This is a genomic window from Paenibacillus terrigena DSM 21567 (assembly GCF_000374845.1).
Lineage (GTDB): Bacteria > Bacillota > Bacilli > Paenibacillales > Paenibacillaceae > Paenibacillus_K > Paenibacillus_K terrigena.
In genome coordinates, this window is record NZ_KB895413.1 from 317,502 (window position 1) to 334,566 (window position 17,065).

Below are 17,065 nucleotides of genomic sequence, written 5' to 3' on the forward strand. Positions count from 1 at the left end.
TAAAGGGACAGCCTCTTTATCATTAGAATGTTAATCATTCGAAGGTTCTTCATGTGTTCTATTCCATGTTATCGTTTCTTCTGGATTAAGATCGTCAAGCTGAGCAAAGTGACGATAATCGTCGCCCCCATATCGGAGAGAATGGCGAACCATAACGTCAACCAACCTGGAATGGTGAGGAGGAGTGCGATAATTTTCAGTCCGAGCGCGAAGATAATATTCGTGCGGATTACGTGATTGACGCGGCGAGCAATGCGCACGGCTTCTGGTAATTTGCCGAGATGATCCTGCATGAGGACGAGGTCAGCCACCTCAATGGCGCTGTCTGTCCCTTTACCCATCGCAATACCGAGCTGAGCGGATGCGAGAGCTGGCGCATCATTGATTCCATCCCCAATCATGGCAACCGTCCCTTGTGCAGCAAGGGTTCGAACTTGTGCCACTTTATCTTCAGGCATCAGCCCGCTGTAAACTTCACGCACACCAACCGCGGTTGCAACTTTGCTCGCTGTTCGCTCATGGTCTCCTGTCAGCATTACGGTACGGCGAATGCCTAGACGATGCAATTCATCAATTACTTGTGCACTTTCGGGACGGATTTCATCCGCAATCCCGAACATTCCTAGAATGTGATCGTCATCCGCGATTAGGACTAGCGTGAGCCCTTCCTGTTTTAACAATTCAATATCTTTCTGAGCGATAGAAGGGATAACGAAATCCGTTAAGCTTCGTTCATTACCTACACGGTATCTTGTTCCTTCGATCATTGCGACGATCCCTTGCCCAGGTACAGTCTGAATAGAGTCCGGTTCCTGCATTTCAATATCCGTATCCGCGATTTTTTTCATAATCGCTTTCGCGAGCGGATGGGAGGATGATTTCTCAATCGCCGCGGCAACAGGGTAGAACCGATCATGATTATAGGTGATGGTTCTCTCCACATGCGGTTCGCCCTTCGTGAGTGTTCCCGTCTTATCAAATGCAAGGGTATCGACCTTGCCTAACTGCTCCAGATGAACGCCGCCCTTAATCAAAATACCGTTACGTGCATTGCGTGTAATCCCGGACACAATGGCAATCGGAGATGAGAGAATAAGTGCACATGGACAACCGACAATGAGTACGGCAAGACCTTGATAGAACCATGCTCCCCAGCTCGCACCGAGGAATAGCGGAGGTACCAGCATAACGAGTATGGCGATGACAATGACTGCTGGCGTGTAATAGGTTGAAAATCGATTAATGAACAGTTCGGTCGGCGTCTTCGTCTCTTGCGCTTCCTCAACGAGGTGCAGAATGCGAGAGAGAGAGGAATCCGCATAAGCTTTGTCGATTCGAACTTTCAAGACCCCTTCATTGTTAATGCTTCCGCCAAATACTGATTCGCCGACACGCTTATCAACTGGCAGCGACTCACCGGTGATGGCTGCTTCATTCACGGAACTGTGACCTTCCATGATCGTTCCGTCCGAGGGGATCTTCTCACCAGAGCGGACGAGAACGATATCTGAGACCTGAAGAGCTGCGATCGGAATGATGGATTCCACACCATCACGAATGCGTGTGGCTTGCTTCGGCGCGACTTGAAGCAGCGCCTCCATCGATCTACGAGCTTTCTCCATTCCGAGTCCTTCAAGCCACTCATTCAGACCGAATAGGATTGCAACGAGCGTCGCTTCTTTCCATTCCCCAATCGCAATAGCCCCGATTAACGCAATAGTCATTAATGTATCAATATTGAACTTCAAACGAAGGACGTTGCGAGCACCTTGCATGAAGGTGCTGTATCCGCTAAGTACGATGGCAATCAGGTACATTCCGATGGATACGGCATTTCCCATGGCGCTGCCCCAAATTGCGCTGATACCAAATAACAACGTAGAAGTAATGAGAATTATCGGTAAGCGTTGTCCGCCCGCATGCGAATGATCATGACTATGTGCGTGGTGGTCGTGCCCGTGATCATGGGCATGGCCTGGATGTTGATTGTCTTCTCCATCTTCGTGAGCATGGTGCTGATGATGTTCATGTTCATTATGTTCCGTTGGATCGATATGATTCGATGAATGGAGCGGCTCCATTCGTGCACCGTCACGACGTAGAATCTGCTCAACTTGATCGAGCGCTATATTCGAATTGACGGTTAATTTACCTGTGTTATAGCTTAGTGTCGCTTCAGCGCCATGCTCGAGCGTGCGTATTTCTTCTTCCATTTCACGTGTGCAATTCGCACAGCTAAGTCCACGTATGCGAAATTGTTGTTGTTCCATAACAGCTCACCTCTCATGCTATTCTTGGTTCTAGCTAGTCATGACATGCATGGTGTATCGCTTCAGATAGTAAATCCATGACGTGCTGATCATCATGCGAGTAGTATAGGGTTGTTCCGGCTCGGCGAAATTTGACGAGTCTTAGATTTTTGAGAAATCTTAATTGATGGGACACAGTTGATTGAAGTAAGGATAATTCTTCAGCGATTTCATTGACTGAGCATTCGCGCTGTGAGAGTAAATGGAGAATGCGAATTCGTGTCGTATCGGACAGCGCTTTGAATGTCTGTGACACCATGAATAGCGTTTCCTCATCCAAGGTCGTGCAGGGAAGGGATTCTTCGGAACGTTGATTAGGATCATGCATGGGTATGTACACCACCTTAATGAATATATGAGTATCTATACATATAATGTAATACATCTTGTCGATGGATGCAAGAGATTTATGTGACTAGATTTCAACAACAATTCCCATACTAAGGGTACACTTGGAACGAAATCCGAAAAAAGGAGGATCATTTTTGGATGGAACTTCGATCCCCCCCTACACTATATTTACGTCTTCGAAGACGTGTTTCACTTCAGCGAGGAAAATCGATAACCCTTGGCCATATTGCAGAGCTGCTCATCGATCCCACTTGGTACGACAGGCTGTCAGGGCTCGTGTTATATCATCCTCGGAAAGAAGATGGCAATATCATTATGATTGATATGATGCGCATTGTGAGCGCCGTGCATCAGATAGAGCCAGGAATGAAAATTGAGTATTTTGGCGAGCCTCATGTGTTGATCGATATTGTAACCCAACCGAAGAAGCCAAGCGTTCTGCTGTTCATTCTAGTGTGGTTATTGCTATTCTTCGGCTCTGGACTCGCTATAATGAATTTCCATGCGGATGTGAGTATGCTCGAAGTTCAACAACGCATTGTCGAGCTGATTTCGGGACAGAAGACGCAGCGGCCTATCTTGTTCCAGATTGCCTATTCGATTGGAATAGGTTTTGGTATGGTTGTGTTTTTTAATCATGTATTTAAGAAGAAATTTAATGAGGAGCCGACACCGCTTGAGCTTGAGATATTTCTGTATCAAGAGAATTTGAATCATTTTGTTGTGACGGGAGAATATGATCGGCTTCAGAAGCAAGGTGATTCGCGTGATTGATGCGCTTGTGATATTCAGTAATCTATTCATCGGATTGGCTGGAGGTATCGCAGTGGGAGGTGGGCTTGTTGCGTTATTTATCGTGCTGGATATTATACCGAGGCTAGCCCAACTAACGCGCTCTTACGATAAAGTACATTGGTTCGAAGGGGCGATGGTCTGCGGTTCATTATATTGGACAGTCGCTGACTTCTGGGATTTCAAATTCGGAATTGCGTGGCTCACACCGATATTGTCTGGATCGATAGGCCTTCTCCATGGATTATTTATCGGATTGCTCGCTGCAGCTCTAACAGAGGTACTGAATGTACTCCCGATTCTAGCCAAAAGACTAGGTATCGTACGTTACATGTTCGGATTATTAATGGCAATGGTACTTGGTAAAGTAACTGGGTCATTATTTGATTGGTTAATTTATCACTAAACAAGATTGAGATGAGGATAAAGGGAGATTTAGCATGCAGACGAATAACAACACACCCCATGAAAATGATGTTCCGAATGAAGCCATGAATCTCATGGGGAATGATGCAGACCCGATTCCAGAACATTTGCATTCCGACCTCCACCGTAGCCAGGATATGCAAGGTCATGATCAAGGGAACCAGGACCAGAATAATGATCAGACTCATCATCGGAATAGCGAGAAATCGGATACCATTGAGGAAGCGATTATTTATTGGCAATCGGATGATCAAGTTGCAAAGAGGCTTGATCAAGTAAAGAAGACATTGCAGCATGTCGTTGGCCTTAATAAAAGCTTTGATGTCATATTTCGGGAGATGACCTTCGGAGATCGTCGAACGGGGCTATTCTATTTGAATGGATTTGCTAAAGACGAAGTGATGACCTTGGTATTGGAACGATTAACGTATCTTAAGCCCGAACAATTGACCGCGAATGCGGTAAAAGCAATTTTTGAACGCTATATCCCTCACATTCAAGTAGAGAAAGTGCATAAGATGAGTGAAACCATTAACAAAGTGCTTGCGGGTGGGAGTGCACTGTTCATCGAGCATGAATCGATTGCAATAGTGATGGATGTAAAGAACTTCCCCGGCAGAGGGCCGGAAGAGGCGTCACTGGAGCGGGTCGTACGCGGTGCGCGTGACGGGTTTACAGAGACGCTGCTAACCAATGTCACGCTCGTGCGTCGCAGACTTCGGGATCCAGGACTTCATTACGAGCTTATTCAAGTGGGCCGAAGAACACGGACGGATGTTGCTATTGCCTTTATCGATGATATTGCCAGTTCCAGAGATGTGGAATCGATACGCAACAAGATAAAAGAGCTTGACATTGACGGTCTGCCGCTAGCTGATAAACAGCTGGAGGAAGCGATTATTAACAAGAGCTGGAATCCCTTCCCCCTCGCAAGATATTCGGAGCGACCCGATGTTGTTGCAGCTCAACTATTAGAAGGCAACATCGTCTTATTCGTGGATACTTCCCCTTCTGTGATGATCCTACCAACGACCTTTTTCGATTTGTGTCAGCATGCGGAAGAGAACCGGCAGACGCCATTTATGGGGACCTATTTGAGGTTGGTGCGATTCATTGGTATATTCGCATCACTTTTCGTGCTGCCGATGTGGTTGTTGCTGGCCACGCATCCTGAATTTAAACCAGCTGTGTTTAATTTTATTGGAGCGCAAAAAGTGAGTAAGCTGCCTTTAATAGTCCAGTTTCTCATTGGAGAAATCGGGGTAGACCTGATGCGGATGGCTGCCGTTCACACGCCGACACCGCTTTCGACAGCGATGGGGTTAATGGCGGCGATTCTCCTCGGTGATGTCGCGGTGAAGGCAGGGTTATTCGTTCCCGAAGTTATCTTATACATGGCCGTCGCCGCCATCGGGATGTTCGCGACACCGAGCTATGAATTGTCCCTTGCCAACCGGATTGTTCGATTGCTACTGTTGATCGCAGTGGCTATTTTTGGAGGAGCTGGATTCATTGTCGGATCAACAATCGTCATCTTGTTTCTTGCAGTGCATCGGTCTTACAACTCATCGTACCTGTGGCCGTTCATACCATTTAATGCAAAGGCGATGCTCAATATTATCATCCGTAAGCCTGTGCTAAATATGAAAAAACGCCCGAGTTACAACCAAACTGTCGATAGTACGAAAATGAGAAAGCAAAAATCCGAATAAATAAAAATACAAATGATCTGCAAATTAGTCCATTCTTCTTCTACAGATTATTTGCTATAATGTTGTAAAATTTGGAACGTAAACATTTCCAATCCGACATATAGATGAAAAAGTAGAGGAGATATGATATGTACTTACATGGCACAAGTCAGATTAATTCCCAAGGACATTTAGAGATCGGAGGATGCGACGTCACGGAATTGAAAGCGCAATTTGGAACCCCCTTATATATTGTGGATGAGGAATTAGTTCGCAAACGTTGCCGTGAGTATATTGCAGCTTTCCGTGAATCCGGATTGAATTTTCAGGTTGCATATGCATCCAAGGCGTTCTGTGTCATGGCGATGTGCCGTCTAGCTGATGAAGAGGGCTTGTCACTTGATGTTGTATCTGATGGTGAACTCTATACAGCGCTTCAAGCGGGTTTCCCAGCACACCGTATTCATTTCCATGGAAATAATAAGACGATCGAAGAGATCGAGATGGCGATTGATGCACGTATCGGTTGCTTCGTCGTCGATAACTTCATCGAATTGCATTTGCTCAATTCCATCGCAGCTGAGAAGGCTCAGCGTGTGAACGTTCTCTTGCGTGTAACACCTGGCGTTGAAGCACATACCCACGAATATATCTCGACTGGCCAGACGGATTCGAAGTTCGGATTTGATATTGGTAACGGGTCTGCGTTTGTTGCTGTACGTGAAGCTTCAAGCCTAACGAATCTTGATTTGTTGGGCGTTCATTCGCATATTGGTTCCCAGATTTTTGAGGTGGAAGGATTCCAGATGGCGGTTGAACGTGTTGCGCAGTTCGCGCTTCGAGTGCGTGATGAACTGAATGTGATATTTAAAGTGGTGAACCTCGGCGGAGGTTTTGGGATTCGTTATGTGGAAGGCGATACGCCTCTTCAAGTTGCGCAATATGTTAAAGCCATCACGGATGGCGTGAAGATGCATTTCGCTGCATTAGGCGATACGCTTCCTGAGATCTGGGTCGAACCAGGCCGCAGTATCGTCGGGGATGCAGGGACGACGTTGTACACCGTGGGTACGAGCAAAGAGATCCCTGGTGTACGTAAATATGTCGCTGTTGATGGCGGCATGACGGACAACCCGCGCCCAGCGCTGTATGAATCCAAATATGAAGCGATTCTAGCGAATCGTGCTAATGAAGAGACGGTTGAGACCGTATCAATCGCTGGGAAATGCTGCGAGAGCGGTGATATGTTGATCTGGGATTTAGACCTGCCAAAAGTGAACAGCGGGGATCTGCTTGCTGTTGCTTGTACAGGAGCGTATAACTATGCGATGGCGAGCAATTACAACCGGATTCGTCGCCCATCTGTTGTGTTCGCGAAGGATGGGCAAGCGGACATCGTGGTTGCACGTGAATCGTTCGATAATATCGTCGGGAATGACATGATTCCTGAGCGGATGAAGAAAGTTGCAGTAACGAAGTAATCGTAATTGAGAGCTTGCAGGGGCCTCCCTTCGGTAGAAGGGGGGCCGTTTTATGTTTTTCAATGGAACTCTCATAGAAGTTTTGCTTATCCAGCCTATTCATAGTAAACTAAGGTGTAGATTTTTACATAACAAATAAGGAGTGTTCTATACAATGGCTAAACAAGCAAACATCAAAATGGCGAATGGCGCAGAAGTTGTAATTGAATTATTCGAAAAGGATGCACCGAATACAGTAGCGAACTTCGAAAAATTAGCGAATGAAGGGTTCTATAACGGACTTACTTTCCACCGTGTTATTCCTGGATTTGTCGCGCAAGGCGGATGCCCAAAAGGAACAGGAACAGGCGGCCCTGGATACACAATCAATTGCGAAATTAATCCGAACAAGCACGAGCGCGGTGCACTTGCTATGGCCCATGCAGGCCGTAACACAGGCGGCAGCCAATTCTATATCGTGTATCAACCACAACCGCATTTGGATGGACAACATACTGTATTTGGTAAAGTTGTATCAGGTATGGAGCATGTCGATACATTCAAAGGCCAAGACCGTATGGAAACGGTTCAAGTGACTGAAGTCTAAATTTTACGCATACATGAGATCCCGTAGGCATTGGCCTGCGGGGTTTTTGTTTTATGTGGCGGCTTGAGGATCATCTCTCTATAACATGATTCAGGCCTTCTTGCAGTGATGGATGTGCTTGCTTTTTGTAAGCGCAGATGATAAGCTGTGTGAGAAAATGTGATGTTCCTTCGGGGTAGGGTGAAATTCCCAACCGGCGGTGATACGAGCGTAAAACTCGTGAAGTCCGTGACCCGGATCCATGTCTTGGCAGCAAGACGGGTGAAGGCTGACTCGGTGTAAATCCGAGACCGACAGTAAAGTCTGGATGGGAGAAGGAAACGAAAGACACAGAATCGAATCTGCGGGAGTTCACGCGCTTTTTTTATAAAAGGCGATTGCGTTGACTCTATTTGGTGACGTCTATTTAAAGATGAATCTGGATTCGTTTCATAGGTATGAGTCTGACGTTGAACCGAACTTCTAACCCCTTGGGCATGCACCAAGGGGTTTTTTGCCATGCTAAGAAGAGAACTGGAGAGAGAAAGGTGGGGATGAGGGTGGAAGTCATGAATGATGCATTTTATATGCGACTTGCACTTCAAATGGCTGAGAGAGCCGTTGGCCAGACGGGAATTAATCCGGTTGTTGGATGTGTTGTTGTCAAGGACGGGCGTGTTGTCGGGCTCGGTACACATCTGCAGCGTGGCACGGGGCATGCTGAAGTCCATGCACTGAATATGGCGGGAGCAGAAGCTGTAGGAAGTACCGCATATGTGACGCTGGAGCCTTGTAGTCACTATGGGAAAACGCCGCCTTGCAGTGTACGGTTGATCCGTGAAGGCGTGAAACGCGTCGTTGTCGCTTGTCTAGATCCGAATCCACAAGTTGCGGGGACAGGGATCGAAATGCTACGTTCGCAAGGAATCGAAGTTGTAGTAGGTATCTTGGAAGCTGAAGCGATCAAACTCAATGAGAAATTTATTAAATATATAACGACAAGACGTCCATTCGTAACGCTGAAGACAGCGAGCACATTAGATGGCAAAGTTGCATCAAAGACTGGCGATAGCAAGTGGATCTCGAACGAGATGGCTCGCGAAATCGTACATACACTCCGCCATCAGCATCAAGGCATTATGGTCGGGATCGGAACCCTACTCGCGGACGATCCAAGTCTAACGACTCGACTGCCCGTACCAGGTCTGCATCCAACACGAATCGTTGTGGATTCGAAGCTTCGTATTCCGAAGGATGCTAAAGTCCTTCAGGATGGGGTTGCGCCAACGATTATTATTACAACGGATCAGGCAAATCCGGAACGTGTGCGAGAGATTGAAGCGCAAGGGGCTACAGTGCTTCGCTGCGGCATTGGAGACCATGTCGATGTGGCACTAGCGATGGATCGATTGGGCGAGCTGGAGATCAGCTCGATATTGCTCGAAGGCGGCGGACGCTTAAATGGCTCGATGCTTGAGGCAGGTTGTGTTGATAAGGTCATGCTCTTTTTTGCACCGAAGATTATTGGGGGCTTCACAGCACCTGGAAATATCGTCTTCGATGGATTTGAGAAGATGAGTGAGGCCATCACATTAAAGGAAATAACGGTGGAACAGCTCGGGGATAATGTATGTATTACAGGATACCCTGCCCGCGGTTAGTCTAACGAATTGAATGGAAGGGAGGGAGAATACGATGTTTACAGGATTGGTCGAAGAGATTGGAACTATGCGGCGCATCTATCGCAAAGGAGAAGCCATGATTCTACACATTGAGGCATCTAAGATTATGGATGACGTGCAGCTCGGGGACAGTATTGCTGTAAATGGGGTTTGCCTGACGGTGATCGCTTATGATCAGGCGTCCTTCTCCGTGGATGTTATGCCACAGACATTCCGACATACGAATTTGAGTCAGCTGAAACCAGGGAGTCGGGTTAATCTAGAACGAGCGATGAAGGCGAATGGCAGATTCGGCGGCCATATCGTTCAAGGACATGCGGACGGAACGGGAATGATTATCGGTCGGTCCGAAGATGCGAATGCGGTCGTATTCGAGATCAAGCCGGATGAAGATGCGATGTTCAAATTTATTATCCCGCAAGGCTCCGTTACATTGGATGGCATTAGTCTAACGGTGGTCAAGGCTGACCCAGCGGATAGTGTCTTCTCCGTATCAATCATTCCTCATACCTTGGCAGAGACTGTGCTGCAAGAGAAGAATTCTGGGTCAACCATCAATATCGAATGCGATGTGCTCGGCAAATATGTCGATCATTTGCTGCACTACCGTTCAAGTGGAGAACAGACTAAACCTGGTAGCCGAGTGACCGAACAATTTCTAGCAGAGAATGGGTTCATATAAATCTGGAAGAAAGCGAAGGTGATTGGAAGATGAGTGAAGAACGCTATCGGTTCGATCCGATTGAGGAAGCTATATATGATCTGATGATGGGTAAGGTCGTTATTGTCGTAGATGATGAAGACCGTGAGAATGAAGGGGACTTCATTGCGCTTGCGGAGAAGGCGACCCCTGATGTGATTAACTTTATGATTACGGAAGGGCGTGGTCTTGTCTGTGTGCCGATCACGGAAGAGCGTGCAGAGGAACTAGACTTGGCACCGATGGTATCTCATAATACGGACTACCATGGCACAGCCTTTACGATATCGGTCGATCATATCGATACGACGACAGGGATTTCGGCTTTTGAACGTTCCAGTACGGTGAAAGGTCTGATCAATCCAGCGTCAAAGCCGGGAGATTTCCGCAAGCCTGGTCATATGTTCCCTTTGGTTGCGAAGAAAGGCGGGGTTCTGCGTCGTGCCGGGCATACGGAAGCGGCTGTTGATTTGGCCCGTCTATGTGGATCTTACCCAGCAGGTGTCATCTGCGAAGTGATTAAGGAAGATGGTACGATGGCAAGGCTGCCGGATCTCGTAGAAATCGCGAAGAAGCATGACCTGAAGCTCATAACGATTGAAGAACTGATCCATTATCGGAATGAGAAGGATAAATTGGTTAAACGTGAAGTTGAAGTGAAGCTCCCAACAGATTTCGGTGAGTTCCATGCAGTTGCCTACACGAATGAAGTGGACAGTAAAGAACATGTCGCGCTCGTAAAAGGCGAGATTGATCCCTCGAAACCCGTGCTCGTGCGCGTGCATTCGGAGTGCCTGACCGGCGATGTATTCCATTCCCATCGCTGTGACTGCGGACCGCAATTCGAAGCGGCAATGCGTCAAATCGAACAAGAGGGACAAGGGGTATTGCTCTACATGCGCCAAGAGGGCCGTGGGATCGGGCTCATTAATAAGTTCCGTGCGTATAAACTGCAGGAGCAAGGGCTGGATACCGTGGAGGCGAATCTAAAATTAGGCTTTCCTGCTGACCTTCGTGAGTATGGCATTGGCGCACAAATTCTGAAGGACCTGGGAATCCGCCAAATTCGTCTTCTAACGAATAATCCACGCAAGATTAAAGGTCTGGAAGGGTATGGCCTTGAAGTCATTGAACGCGTCCCTATTCAGATGCAAGAAAACAAAGATAACACTAAATATCTGCATACGAAGCAAGCGAAGCTAGGGCATATGCTCAAGTTCGATGATGTCGAGCAGAATGAAGTGAAATAATATAAAAATCGGAGACAAAGAAAGGAATGTTGGAGCATGGCGAACATTTTCGAAGGACATTTAGTATCTAGTGGATTAAAATACGGGATCGTTGTAGGACGGTTCAATGAATTTATAACGACAAAACTGTTAAGCGGTGCGTTGGACGCACTGAAGCGTCATGGTGCAGAAGAGAATGAAGTTGATGTTGCTTGGGTACCAGGCGCATTCGAGCTTCCATTAATTGCACAGAAAATGGCGGAGAGCGGCAAATATGATGCAGTGATTACCCTAGGTACCGTTATTCGCGGCTCAACACCACATTTTGACTTCGTGTGCAGCGAAGTAGCGAAAGGTGTAAGTGCAATTAACCTGAAAACAGGTGTTCCTACAATCTTTGGTGTCATCACAACAGATAGCATCGAGCAGGCTATTGAGCGTGCAGGTACCAAAGCAGGGAACAAAGGTTGGGAAGCGGCTGTGACTGCGATTGAAATGGCGAACTTGACGAAACAGTTCAAATAATGCTTATCTATTAATAAGAAGATAAGCGGGAGGAAGTCATTTTGACGACGGTAACGTATAAGCTGGAGACATTTGAAGGACCGCTCGATTTGCTGCTGCATCTCATTGATAAAGCGGAAATTGATATCCAGAACGTGTCAATCAGTGAAATTACGGATCAATATATGGAATATTTAAATACGATGCAGGAGCTGGAGCTCGATGTGACGAGCGAATTTCTTGTGATGGCGGCGACGCTCCTCTCCATGAAAAGCAAGCTGCTGCTACCGAAACCTCCGGTTATTGAATGGGATGAAGAGTTTTATATGGATCCTGAGGATGAGCTTGATCCACGTGCGGAATTGATTCAGAAGCTGATTGAGTATCGGAAGTATAAAGGAATTGCGGATCATCTCCGGGAGAAGGAGCTCGAGCGGAGTCTGATCTTCTCGCGTGAACCCGAGGATTTGACGCCTTTTATGCCGACGGTGCAAGAAAATCCAGTCGAAGGTCTTCATACAGCGGATCTGATCAAGGCCTTTCAAAAGGCATTGCGCAAAGCGACGCGCCGAAATACCGTTGCAAGAATCCATCGTGATGAAATTTCGGTGAAAGATCGCATTCGAGATGTCGTTTCTACTTTACATCGGGTAGGCAGAGGCGGTAAAGTATTATTCTCGAAGCTGCTAAATGAAGAGATGGACCGGCATGAAATTGTCGTAACCTTTCTAGCCATCTTAGAGCTGATGAAGATGAAACAGATCCGATGTTATCAAGATCAATTATTTGATGATATTGTGATCGAATGGAAGGGGGACGAGAGCATCGATGGACTTCAAGTTAATGAAATCAATTATTGAAGGACTATTATTTGTGGCAGGCGACGAAGGATTAACAGCAAGGCAAATCGCCGAAGTCGTCGAACAACCGCTTGATTTAGTGCTTGATGTGATTCATGATTTAAAAGGGGATTATAAGCGTTCCAAGCGAGGTATTCAGATTACTGAGATCGCAAATGCCTTTCAATTGACGACAGTACCGGAGCATGCACCTTATTTCGAACGATTGGCCTATTCGCCATCGCGTTCCACATTATCCCAAGCGGCGCTGGAGACGTTATCCATTATTGCGTATAGGCAGCCGATTACACGTGTAGATATTGAAGAGATCCGTGGTGTGAAATCCGATCGTGCACTGCAGACCTTGATGTCTAAAGATCTAATTGAGGAAGTAGGGCGTGCAGAAGCCATTGGCCGTCCAATCCTCTACGGGACGACGAAATCGTTTTTGGATTATTTTGGACTCGATAGTCTCAAAGGGCTGCCGGATTCTTCTCAATTTGAGAGTGATATGGATCTGGATGAAGAGACACAATTGCTCTTCGAGAAGCTCGATGGTCATCAAATGACGATTGATGATATGAAATAGGTTATACACCCAAGACAGTCTATCTCGGTTGAACCGAGATAGGCTGTTTTTGTCATGAAAAGAAGTAATATCAGCCATACTATCCGAAGGGAAAAAGAGTCAGGGGGTTCTTGCTTGTGTGGATTTGGATTGTACTAGGAATAATAGGCTGTATCCTTATCGCCGTGCTGATTGCAGCATGTACGTATGTCGATATTAAAATTTTGTTCAATAAAGTGGAGAGAGACGACTATCTTTCGATTAAAGTACGAATGCTCTTCGGTCTTGTAAAATTCAATTATCAAATTCGACAAATTAAGTTCAAGGGGTTCGATCAAGGATTCCTTATGAAGCGGGAGAAGAAGGATAACGTGTTAGGACACTCCCATGATCATATTCAACTTAATATTGATTTTATTCAGAACATCTACGATCATATTTTGCTAATCATTCGGTTTACGGCAGATTTTAAACGTTGGGTGCAGAAGCTGCTTCGACGTGTGCATTGTGATGTTCTCACCTGGGAGACGCATATCGGGTTTGAGGATGTCGTCGAAACCGGGATGGCTTCAGGGATCACCTGGGCCCTGAAAGGAACGATTATGGGCTGGTTGTCGCATACGATTCGATTAGAGCATATGCCTGGGCTAGAGGTACATACGCATTTCAATGACCCGCAATTTACCACTGAGTTGCGTTGCATAGCGAAAATTCGCTTCGGACACGCTATGATTGCAGGCGTTGTTCTTCTTGTACGCATTGTGAAAGTGAAAGGAGGACTGAAATTATGGCAGAGCATCCTATTCAAGGTTTGATGCAAACTTCGATGGAAAATATTAAGAAAATGGTGGAAGTCAACACCATCGTAGGAGAGCCGGTTCAGACACCGGATGGCAGTATTATTCTTCCGATCAGTAAGGTTGGATTCGGATTTGCTGCAGGCGGTAGTGAGTTTCATACAGAGGATCGTGCAAAGTCCAAATCAAACGATCCAAAACATGATCAAGCCGATGTAGCACTTCCTTTTGGTGGTGGTAGCGGCGGTGGTGTATCCATCACACCAATGGCCTTCCTGGTCGTAGGGACACATGGTGTACGTATCGTATCGCTGGATAACCAGACACATCTTGTTGAACGGGTTATCGATTCAATTCCGCAAGTTATGGAGAAGTATAAGACTATGACGGAGAATAAATCGAACGCGAAGTCGAGTGCGGATTCAACGACGAGTCCACCCGAACCAAGCGGATATATGCCTCCGAATTTCTCGAATTAACAAGAACACCGCTTCGCGGCAAAAGATCGCGGAGCGGTTTTTTTGTACCATGAGCTTCCATTTTTAAGGATACAGTTCTTTTGAATAGGACATACTCTGATGTGGATAAGCATATAGATGAGAAGACAAGGAACCTATAACACGGAGGGTGAAAATGAGAAAGGCCATAAGTTTACCGAAGATGATGATATTCTTCGTATTGTTCTGGGGAATTACGAGTGGCTCTGCTTGGGCGACAGGTAACCGGACAATAGAAACCGAAGTACGGACGAATGCAAAGGCAGCTGCGCTCATTGATGTCACGTCGGGGCGTATTTTATGGAGCAGTCATGGCGACGAATCCATGCGTATTGCAAGTTTAACGAAAATTATGACAGCGATCGTTGCGATTGAACATGGACGATTGTCTGATAAGGTTGAGGTCAGTAAACGCGCATCAGGCAAGGAAGGATCATCGATCTATTTGAGAATCGGTGAGGAAATGTCCCTAGAGAACATGTTGTACGGGCTCATGCTTCGTTCAGGAAATGATGCAGCCACAGCGATCGCCGAGCATATCGGTGGCTCTGAAGAAGGATTTGTACTGATGATGAACCAGAAGGCAGAAATGTTAGGGCTGCATAATAGCCACTTCATGAATCCGCATGGTTTGGATGCGGAGGGTCATTATTCATCTGCGAATGACTTAGCTGTATTAACGGCATATGCGCTTAAAAATCCGATCTTCCGTGATATTGTAAAGACGAAGGTGAAAAAAGCGCCAAATCCGAATGACAATTGGGATTATAGCTGGCTGAATAAGAACAAGATGCTGCAAATGTATGAGGGTGCGGATGGTGTGAAAACAGGGTATACCAAAAAAGCGCTTCGCTGCTTGGTCAGCTCTGCTACCCGCCAAGGACAACAGCTTGTTGCTGTAACACTGAATGATGGTACGGACTGGGTTGACCATAAGCATATGCTCGATTATGGGTTTCAACACTTTCCGCTCAAGGATATTTATCAGAAAGGACAAGGGGTACAGAATTACCCTTATCAAATTGGAAAGTCATTCTCCTATCCTTTTGCAGAAGGGGAACTGGAACAACTTCGGACGAAGCTCGTAGTAACGGTCCGCTCATCGATGGATTACACCCTTGGGGAACGCGGCAAACTGTATGTATTGTTAGGTGATAAACAATTAGGGGTCATTCCACTATATGAGAAGGACAGTACGCTGTTAATGACGAAGGATCGATCTGTGTTCGCGAATGAGCAAGTGAATGCAGCCTATGCAAGCCGTTCATCCCATCAAGCTCGGGGAAGCTTGATTGATGTTGCGAGAGCGGTGTTCAACGCATTGTTCACAGCGTTCGATTGACGGATAGGGGGAGAGGAAAACGTGGTCAATTTCATTTGGTTATTTTTTATATTGGTTGGATTTATAGTTGCCGTACTGCAGGGCCGAGTGGATGATGTGACTAAGGCGCTGTTTACGGGGGCTGAGACCGGTGTAACGGTTTGTTTTGGACTCATTAGTATTCTCGTCTTCTGGCTCGGTATCATGCGCATCGCGGAAGATGCAGGGTTACTGCAGAAGATTGCGAAGTTGTTAGGTCCTATTGTCCGGTTTCTGTTTCCTGATGTCCCGAAGAACCATCCAGCGCTCGGGTATATCATGTCGAATATGAGTGCCAACTTGCTCGGGCTCGGTAATGCGGCGACGCCGATGGGGATCAAAGCGATGCAGGAGCTTCAGAAATTGAATCCGGACAAGGATGCTGCTTCGCCAGCGATGTGTACATTACTTGCCATGAATACGTCAAGTATTACCTTAATTCCGACGACCTTAATCGCGATTCGATTGAAATTCGAGTCTTCGAACCCCGCAGAGATTGTCGGTACAACATTGATTGCCACGATGATTGCGACTTGTGCCGCGATGTTAATTGATCGTTGGTACAGGCATCGATATTATAAATCTAGACCGATCCCACCGCTGCCGAAGACGCCACCACCACCGAATCGGTCTGCCCCGACATCGACGACATGAAAGGGTGATCTGACATGTATTCGATTATTTCAACGATTTCAACGTGGGCCATTCCTGCCATTATTGTGTTTATCCCATTATACGCGTTTTTTCGTAAGGTACCGGTCTATGAGACCTTCGTAGACGGTGCGAAAGATGGATTCGATACAGCGATTCAGATTATTCCGCATTTGGTCGGGATGATGGTGGCAATCAGTGTATTTAGAGCCTCAGGTGCCATGGATTTGATGGTCGGATTCGTCCGTCCCTTATTCGATGCGATCGGTATACCGAGCGAGGTGCTTCCGCTTGGAGTACTTCGACCGATTACAGGTGCGGGCTCTCTCGCTTTTACGACGGATCTTATTCAACAATTCGGACCAGATTCTTTAATTGGGCGTATGGCTTCGACGATCCAAGGAAGCACGGATACGACGATCTATGTCCTTACCGTTTATTTTGGTGCGGTGGGCATTAAGAAAGGACGGTACGCTCTTAAAGTTGGTTTGCTGTCCGATCTAATCGGTTTCGTTGCAGCAATAGTGGTCTGTTTCTTGGTGTTCGCATAGAGCATCAAGAGACTGGACACCAACAGATCATATCAACCATATACTGTAGCAGTTCTACTTCGCGTAACGCGA

At 46.6% G+C, this 17,065-nt stretch carries 18 protein-coding genes and 1 riboswitch; of the genes, 16 read left to right on the top strand and 2 right to left on the bottom strand.

The window, feature by feature from the left end:
- Positions 1-68: 68 nt before the first annotated feature.
- Both C558_RS0105565 and C558_RS0105570 read right to left on the bottom strand, forming a co-directional pair.
- A complete protein-coding gene (locus C558_RS0105565) occupies positions 69-2,270 on the bottom strand; it encodes a heavy metal translocating P-type ATPase (RefSeq protein WP_018755254.1) in 2,202 nt (733 codons plus the stop codon).
- A 34-nt stretch (positions 2,271-2,304) separates the two neighbouring features.
- Positions 2,305-2,637 carry an ArsR/SmtB family transcription factor gene (locus tag C558_RS0105570; RefSeq protein ID WP_018755255.1) on the bottom strand — a complete coding sequence of 111 codons (333 nt, stop codon included), beginning with the start codon at positions 2,635-2,637 and terminating at the stop codon, positions 2,305-2,307.
- Positions 2,638-2,798: 161 nt separating this feature from the next.
- Here C558_RS0105570 and C558_RS0105575 point away from each other — a divergent pair, with 161 nt between their 5' ends.
- From C558_RS0105575 to C558_RS0105650, 16 genes are all read left to right on the top strand, one after another.
- Complete coding sequence (locus C558_RS0105575) at positions 2,799-3,434, top strand: stage V sporulation protein AA (protein ID WP_018755256.1); 636 nt, start codon at positions 2,799-2,801, stop codon at positions 3,432-3,434.
- On the top strand, positions 3,397-3,858 hold the full coding sequence (locus tag C558_RS0105580) for a stage V sporulation protein AB (RefSeq protein ID WP_018755257.1): 462 nt from the start codon (positions 3,397-3,399) through the stop codon (positions 3,856-3,858). Before C558_RS0105575 ends, C558_RS0105580 begins: the two co-directional genes overlap by 38 nt.
- A 157-nt stretch (positions 3,859-4,015) precedes the next feature.
- On the top strand, positions 4,016-5,590 hold the full coding sequence (locus C558_RS0105585) for a spore germination protein (RefSeq protein WP_245583757.1): 1,575 nt from the start codon (positions 4,016-4,018) through the stop codon (positions 5,588-5,590).
- 128 nt (positions 5,591-5,718) lie between these two features.
- Positions 5,719-7,050 (top strand): diaminopimelate decarboxylase, encoded by a 1,332-nt coding sequence (gene lysA / locus C558_RS0105590; RefSeq protein ID WP_018755259.1) that lies wholly within the window; start codon positions 5,719-5,721, stop codon positions 7,048-7,050.
- Positions 7,051-7,204: 154 nt separating this feature from the next.
- Positions 7,205-7,636, top strand: a complete 432-nt coding sequence (locus C558_RS0105595) for a peptidylprolyl isomerase (protein ID WP_018755260.1) — start codon at positions 7,205-7,207, stop codon at positions 7,634-7,636.
- A gap of 162 nt (positions 7,637-7,798) precedes the next feature.
- A riboswitch (FMN riboswitch) is annotated at positions 7,799-7,959 on the top strand.
- 216 nt (positions 7,960-8,175) lie between these two features.
- A complete protein-coding gene (gene ribD / locus C558_RS0105600; protein WP_018755261.1) occupies positions 8,176-9,276 on the top strand; it encodes a bifunctional diaminohydroxyphosphoribosylaminopyrimidine deaminase/5-amino-6-(5-phosphoribosylamino)uracil reductase RibD in 1,101 nt (366 codons plus the stop codon).
- Between the two features lie 34 nt (positions 9,277-9,310).
- The gene (locus tag C558_RS0105605; protein WP_018755262.1) at positions 9,311-9,979 is read left to right on the top strand and encodes a riboflavin synthase; all 669 of its coding nucleotides are present in this window, start codon (positions 9,311-9,313) and stop codon (positions 9,977-9,979) included.
- A gap of 29 nt (positions 9,980-10,008) precedes the next feature.
- Positions 10,009-11,247, top strand: a complete 1,239-nt coding sequence (locus C558_RS0105610) for a bifunctional 3,4-dihydroxy-2-butanone-4-phosphate synthase/GTP cyclohydrolase II (protein WP_018755263.1) — start codon at positions 10,009-10,011, stop codon at positions 11,245-11,247.
- Between the two features lie 36 nt (positions 11,248-11,283).
- Positions 11,284-11,751 (top strand): 6,7-dimethyl-8-ribityllumazine synthase, encoded by a 468-nt coding sequence (gene ribH, locus C558_RS0105615; protein ID WP_018755264.1) that lies wholly within the window; start codon positions 11,284-11,286, stop codon positions 11,749-11,751.
- Positions 11,752-11,792: 41 nt separating this feature from the next.
- Positions 11,793-12,590: a segregation and condensation protein A gene (locus C558_RS0105620; protein WP_018755265.1), complete on the top strand. Its 798-nt coding sequence runs from the start codon at positions 11,793-11,795 to the stop codon at positions 12,588-12,590.
- Positions 12,559-13,158: an SMC-Scp complex subunit ScpB gene (gene scpB / locus C558_RS0105625; RefSeq protein ID WP_018755266.1), complete on the top strand. Its 600-nt coding sequence runs from the start codon at positions 12,559-12,561 to the stop codon at positions 13,156-13,158. The genes C558_RS0105620 and scpB overlap by 32 nt, the downstream gene beginning before the upstream one ends.
- A 116-nt stretch (positions 13,159-13,274) precedes the next feature.
- Positions 13,275-13,952, top strand: a complete 678-nt coding sequence (locus C558_RS0105630; RefSeq protein WP_018755267.1) for a DUF2953 domain-containing protein — start codon at positions 13,275-13,277, stop codon at positions 13,950-13,952.
- A complete protein-coding gene (ytfJ, locus tag C558_RS0105635) occupies positions 13,925-14,413 on the top strand; it encodes a GerW family sporulation protein (RefSeq protein ID WP_018755268.1) in 489 nt (162 codons plus the stop codon). Before C558_RS0105630 ends, ytfJ begins: the two co-directional genes overlap by 28 nt.
- Before the next feature lie 154 nt (positions 14,414-14,567).
- Entirely contained in the window at positions 14,568-15,773 is a 1,206-nt protein-coding gene (locus C558_RS0105640) for a D-alanyl-D-alanine carboxypeptidase family protein (protein WP_018755269.1), read from the top strand.
- A gap of 21 nt (positions 15,774-15,794) precedes the next feature.
- A complete protein-coding gene (locus tag C558_RS0105645) occupies positions 15,795-16,445 on the top strand; it encodes a nucleoside recognition domain-containing protein (RefSeq protein ID WP_018755270.1) in 651 nt (216 codons plus the stop codon).
- Positions 16,446-16,459: 14 nt separating this feature from the next.
- Complete coding sequence (locus C558_RS0105650; RefSeq protein ID WP_018755271.1) at positions 16,460-16,993, top strand: spore maturation protein; 534 nt, start codon at positions 16,460-16,462, stop codon at positions 16,991-16,993.
- The last annotated feature ends 72 nt before the right edge of the window (positions 16,994-17,065 follow it).

Excerpts from the sequence above, each read along its gene's own strand:
- C558_RS0105580 (WP_018755257.1), top strand. The coding sequence starts at position 3,397 with ATGATCGGCTTCAGAAGCAAGGTGATTCGCGTGATTGATGCGCTTGTG.
- lysA (WP_018755259.1), top strand. The coding sequence starts at position 5,719 with ATGTACTTACATGGCACAAGTCAGATTAATTCCCAAGGACATTTAGAG.
- C558_RS0105585 (WP_245583757.1), top strand. The coding sequence starts at position 4,016 with ATGCAAGGTCATGATCAAGGGAACCAGGACCAGAATAATGATCAGACT.
- ribH (WP_018755264.1), top strand. The coding sequence starts at position 11,284 with ATGGCGAACATTTTCGAAGGACATTTAGTATCTAGTGGATTAAAATAC.
- C558_RS0105570 (WP_018755255.1), bottom strand. The coding sequence starts at position 2,637 with ATGCATGATCCTAATCAACGTTCCGAAGAATCCCTTCCCTGCACGACC.
- C558_RS0105595 (WP_018755260.1), top strand. The coding sequence starts at position 7,205 with ATGGCTAAACAAGCAAACATCAAAATGGCGAATGGCGCAGAAGTTGTA.
- scpB (WP_018755266.1), top strand. The coding sequence starts at position 12,559 with ATGGACTTCAAGTTAATGAAATCAATTATTGAAGGACTATTATTTGTG.
- C558_RS0105640 (WP_018755269.1), top strand. The coding sequence starts at position 14,568 with ATGAGAAAGGCCATAAGTTTACCGAAGATGATGATATTCTTCGTATTG.
- C558_RS0105565 (WP_018755254.1), bottom strand. The coding sequence starts at position 2,270 with ATGGAACAACAACAATTTCGCATACGTGGACTTAGCTGTGCGAATTGC.
- C558_RS0105575 (WP_018755256.1), top strand. The coding sequence starts at position 2,799 with ATGGAACTTCGATCCCCCCCTACACTATATTTACGTCTTCGAAGACGT.
- C558_RS0105610 (WP_018755263.1), top strand. The coding sequence starts at position 10,009 with ATGAGTGAAGAACGCTATCGGTTCGATCCGATTGAGGAAGCTATATAT.
- C558_RS0105650 (WP_018755271.1), top strand. The coding sequence starts at position 16,460 with ATGTATTCGATTATTTCAACGATTTCAACGTGGGCCATTCCTGCCATT.
- C558_RS0105605 (WP_018755262.1), top strand. The coding sequence starts at position 9,311 with ATGTTTACAGGATTGGTCGAAGAGATTGGAACTATGCGGCGCATCTAT.
- ytfJ (WP_018755268.1), top strand. The coding sequence starts at position 13,925 with ATGGCAGAGCATCCTATTCAAGGTTTGATGCAAACTTCGATGGAAAAT.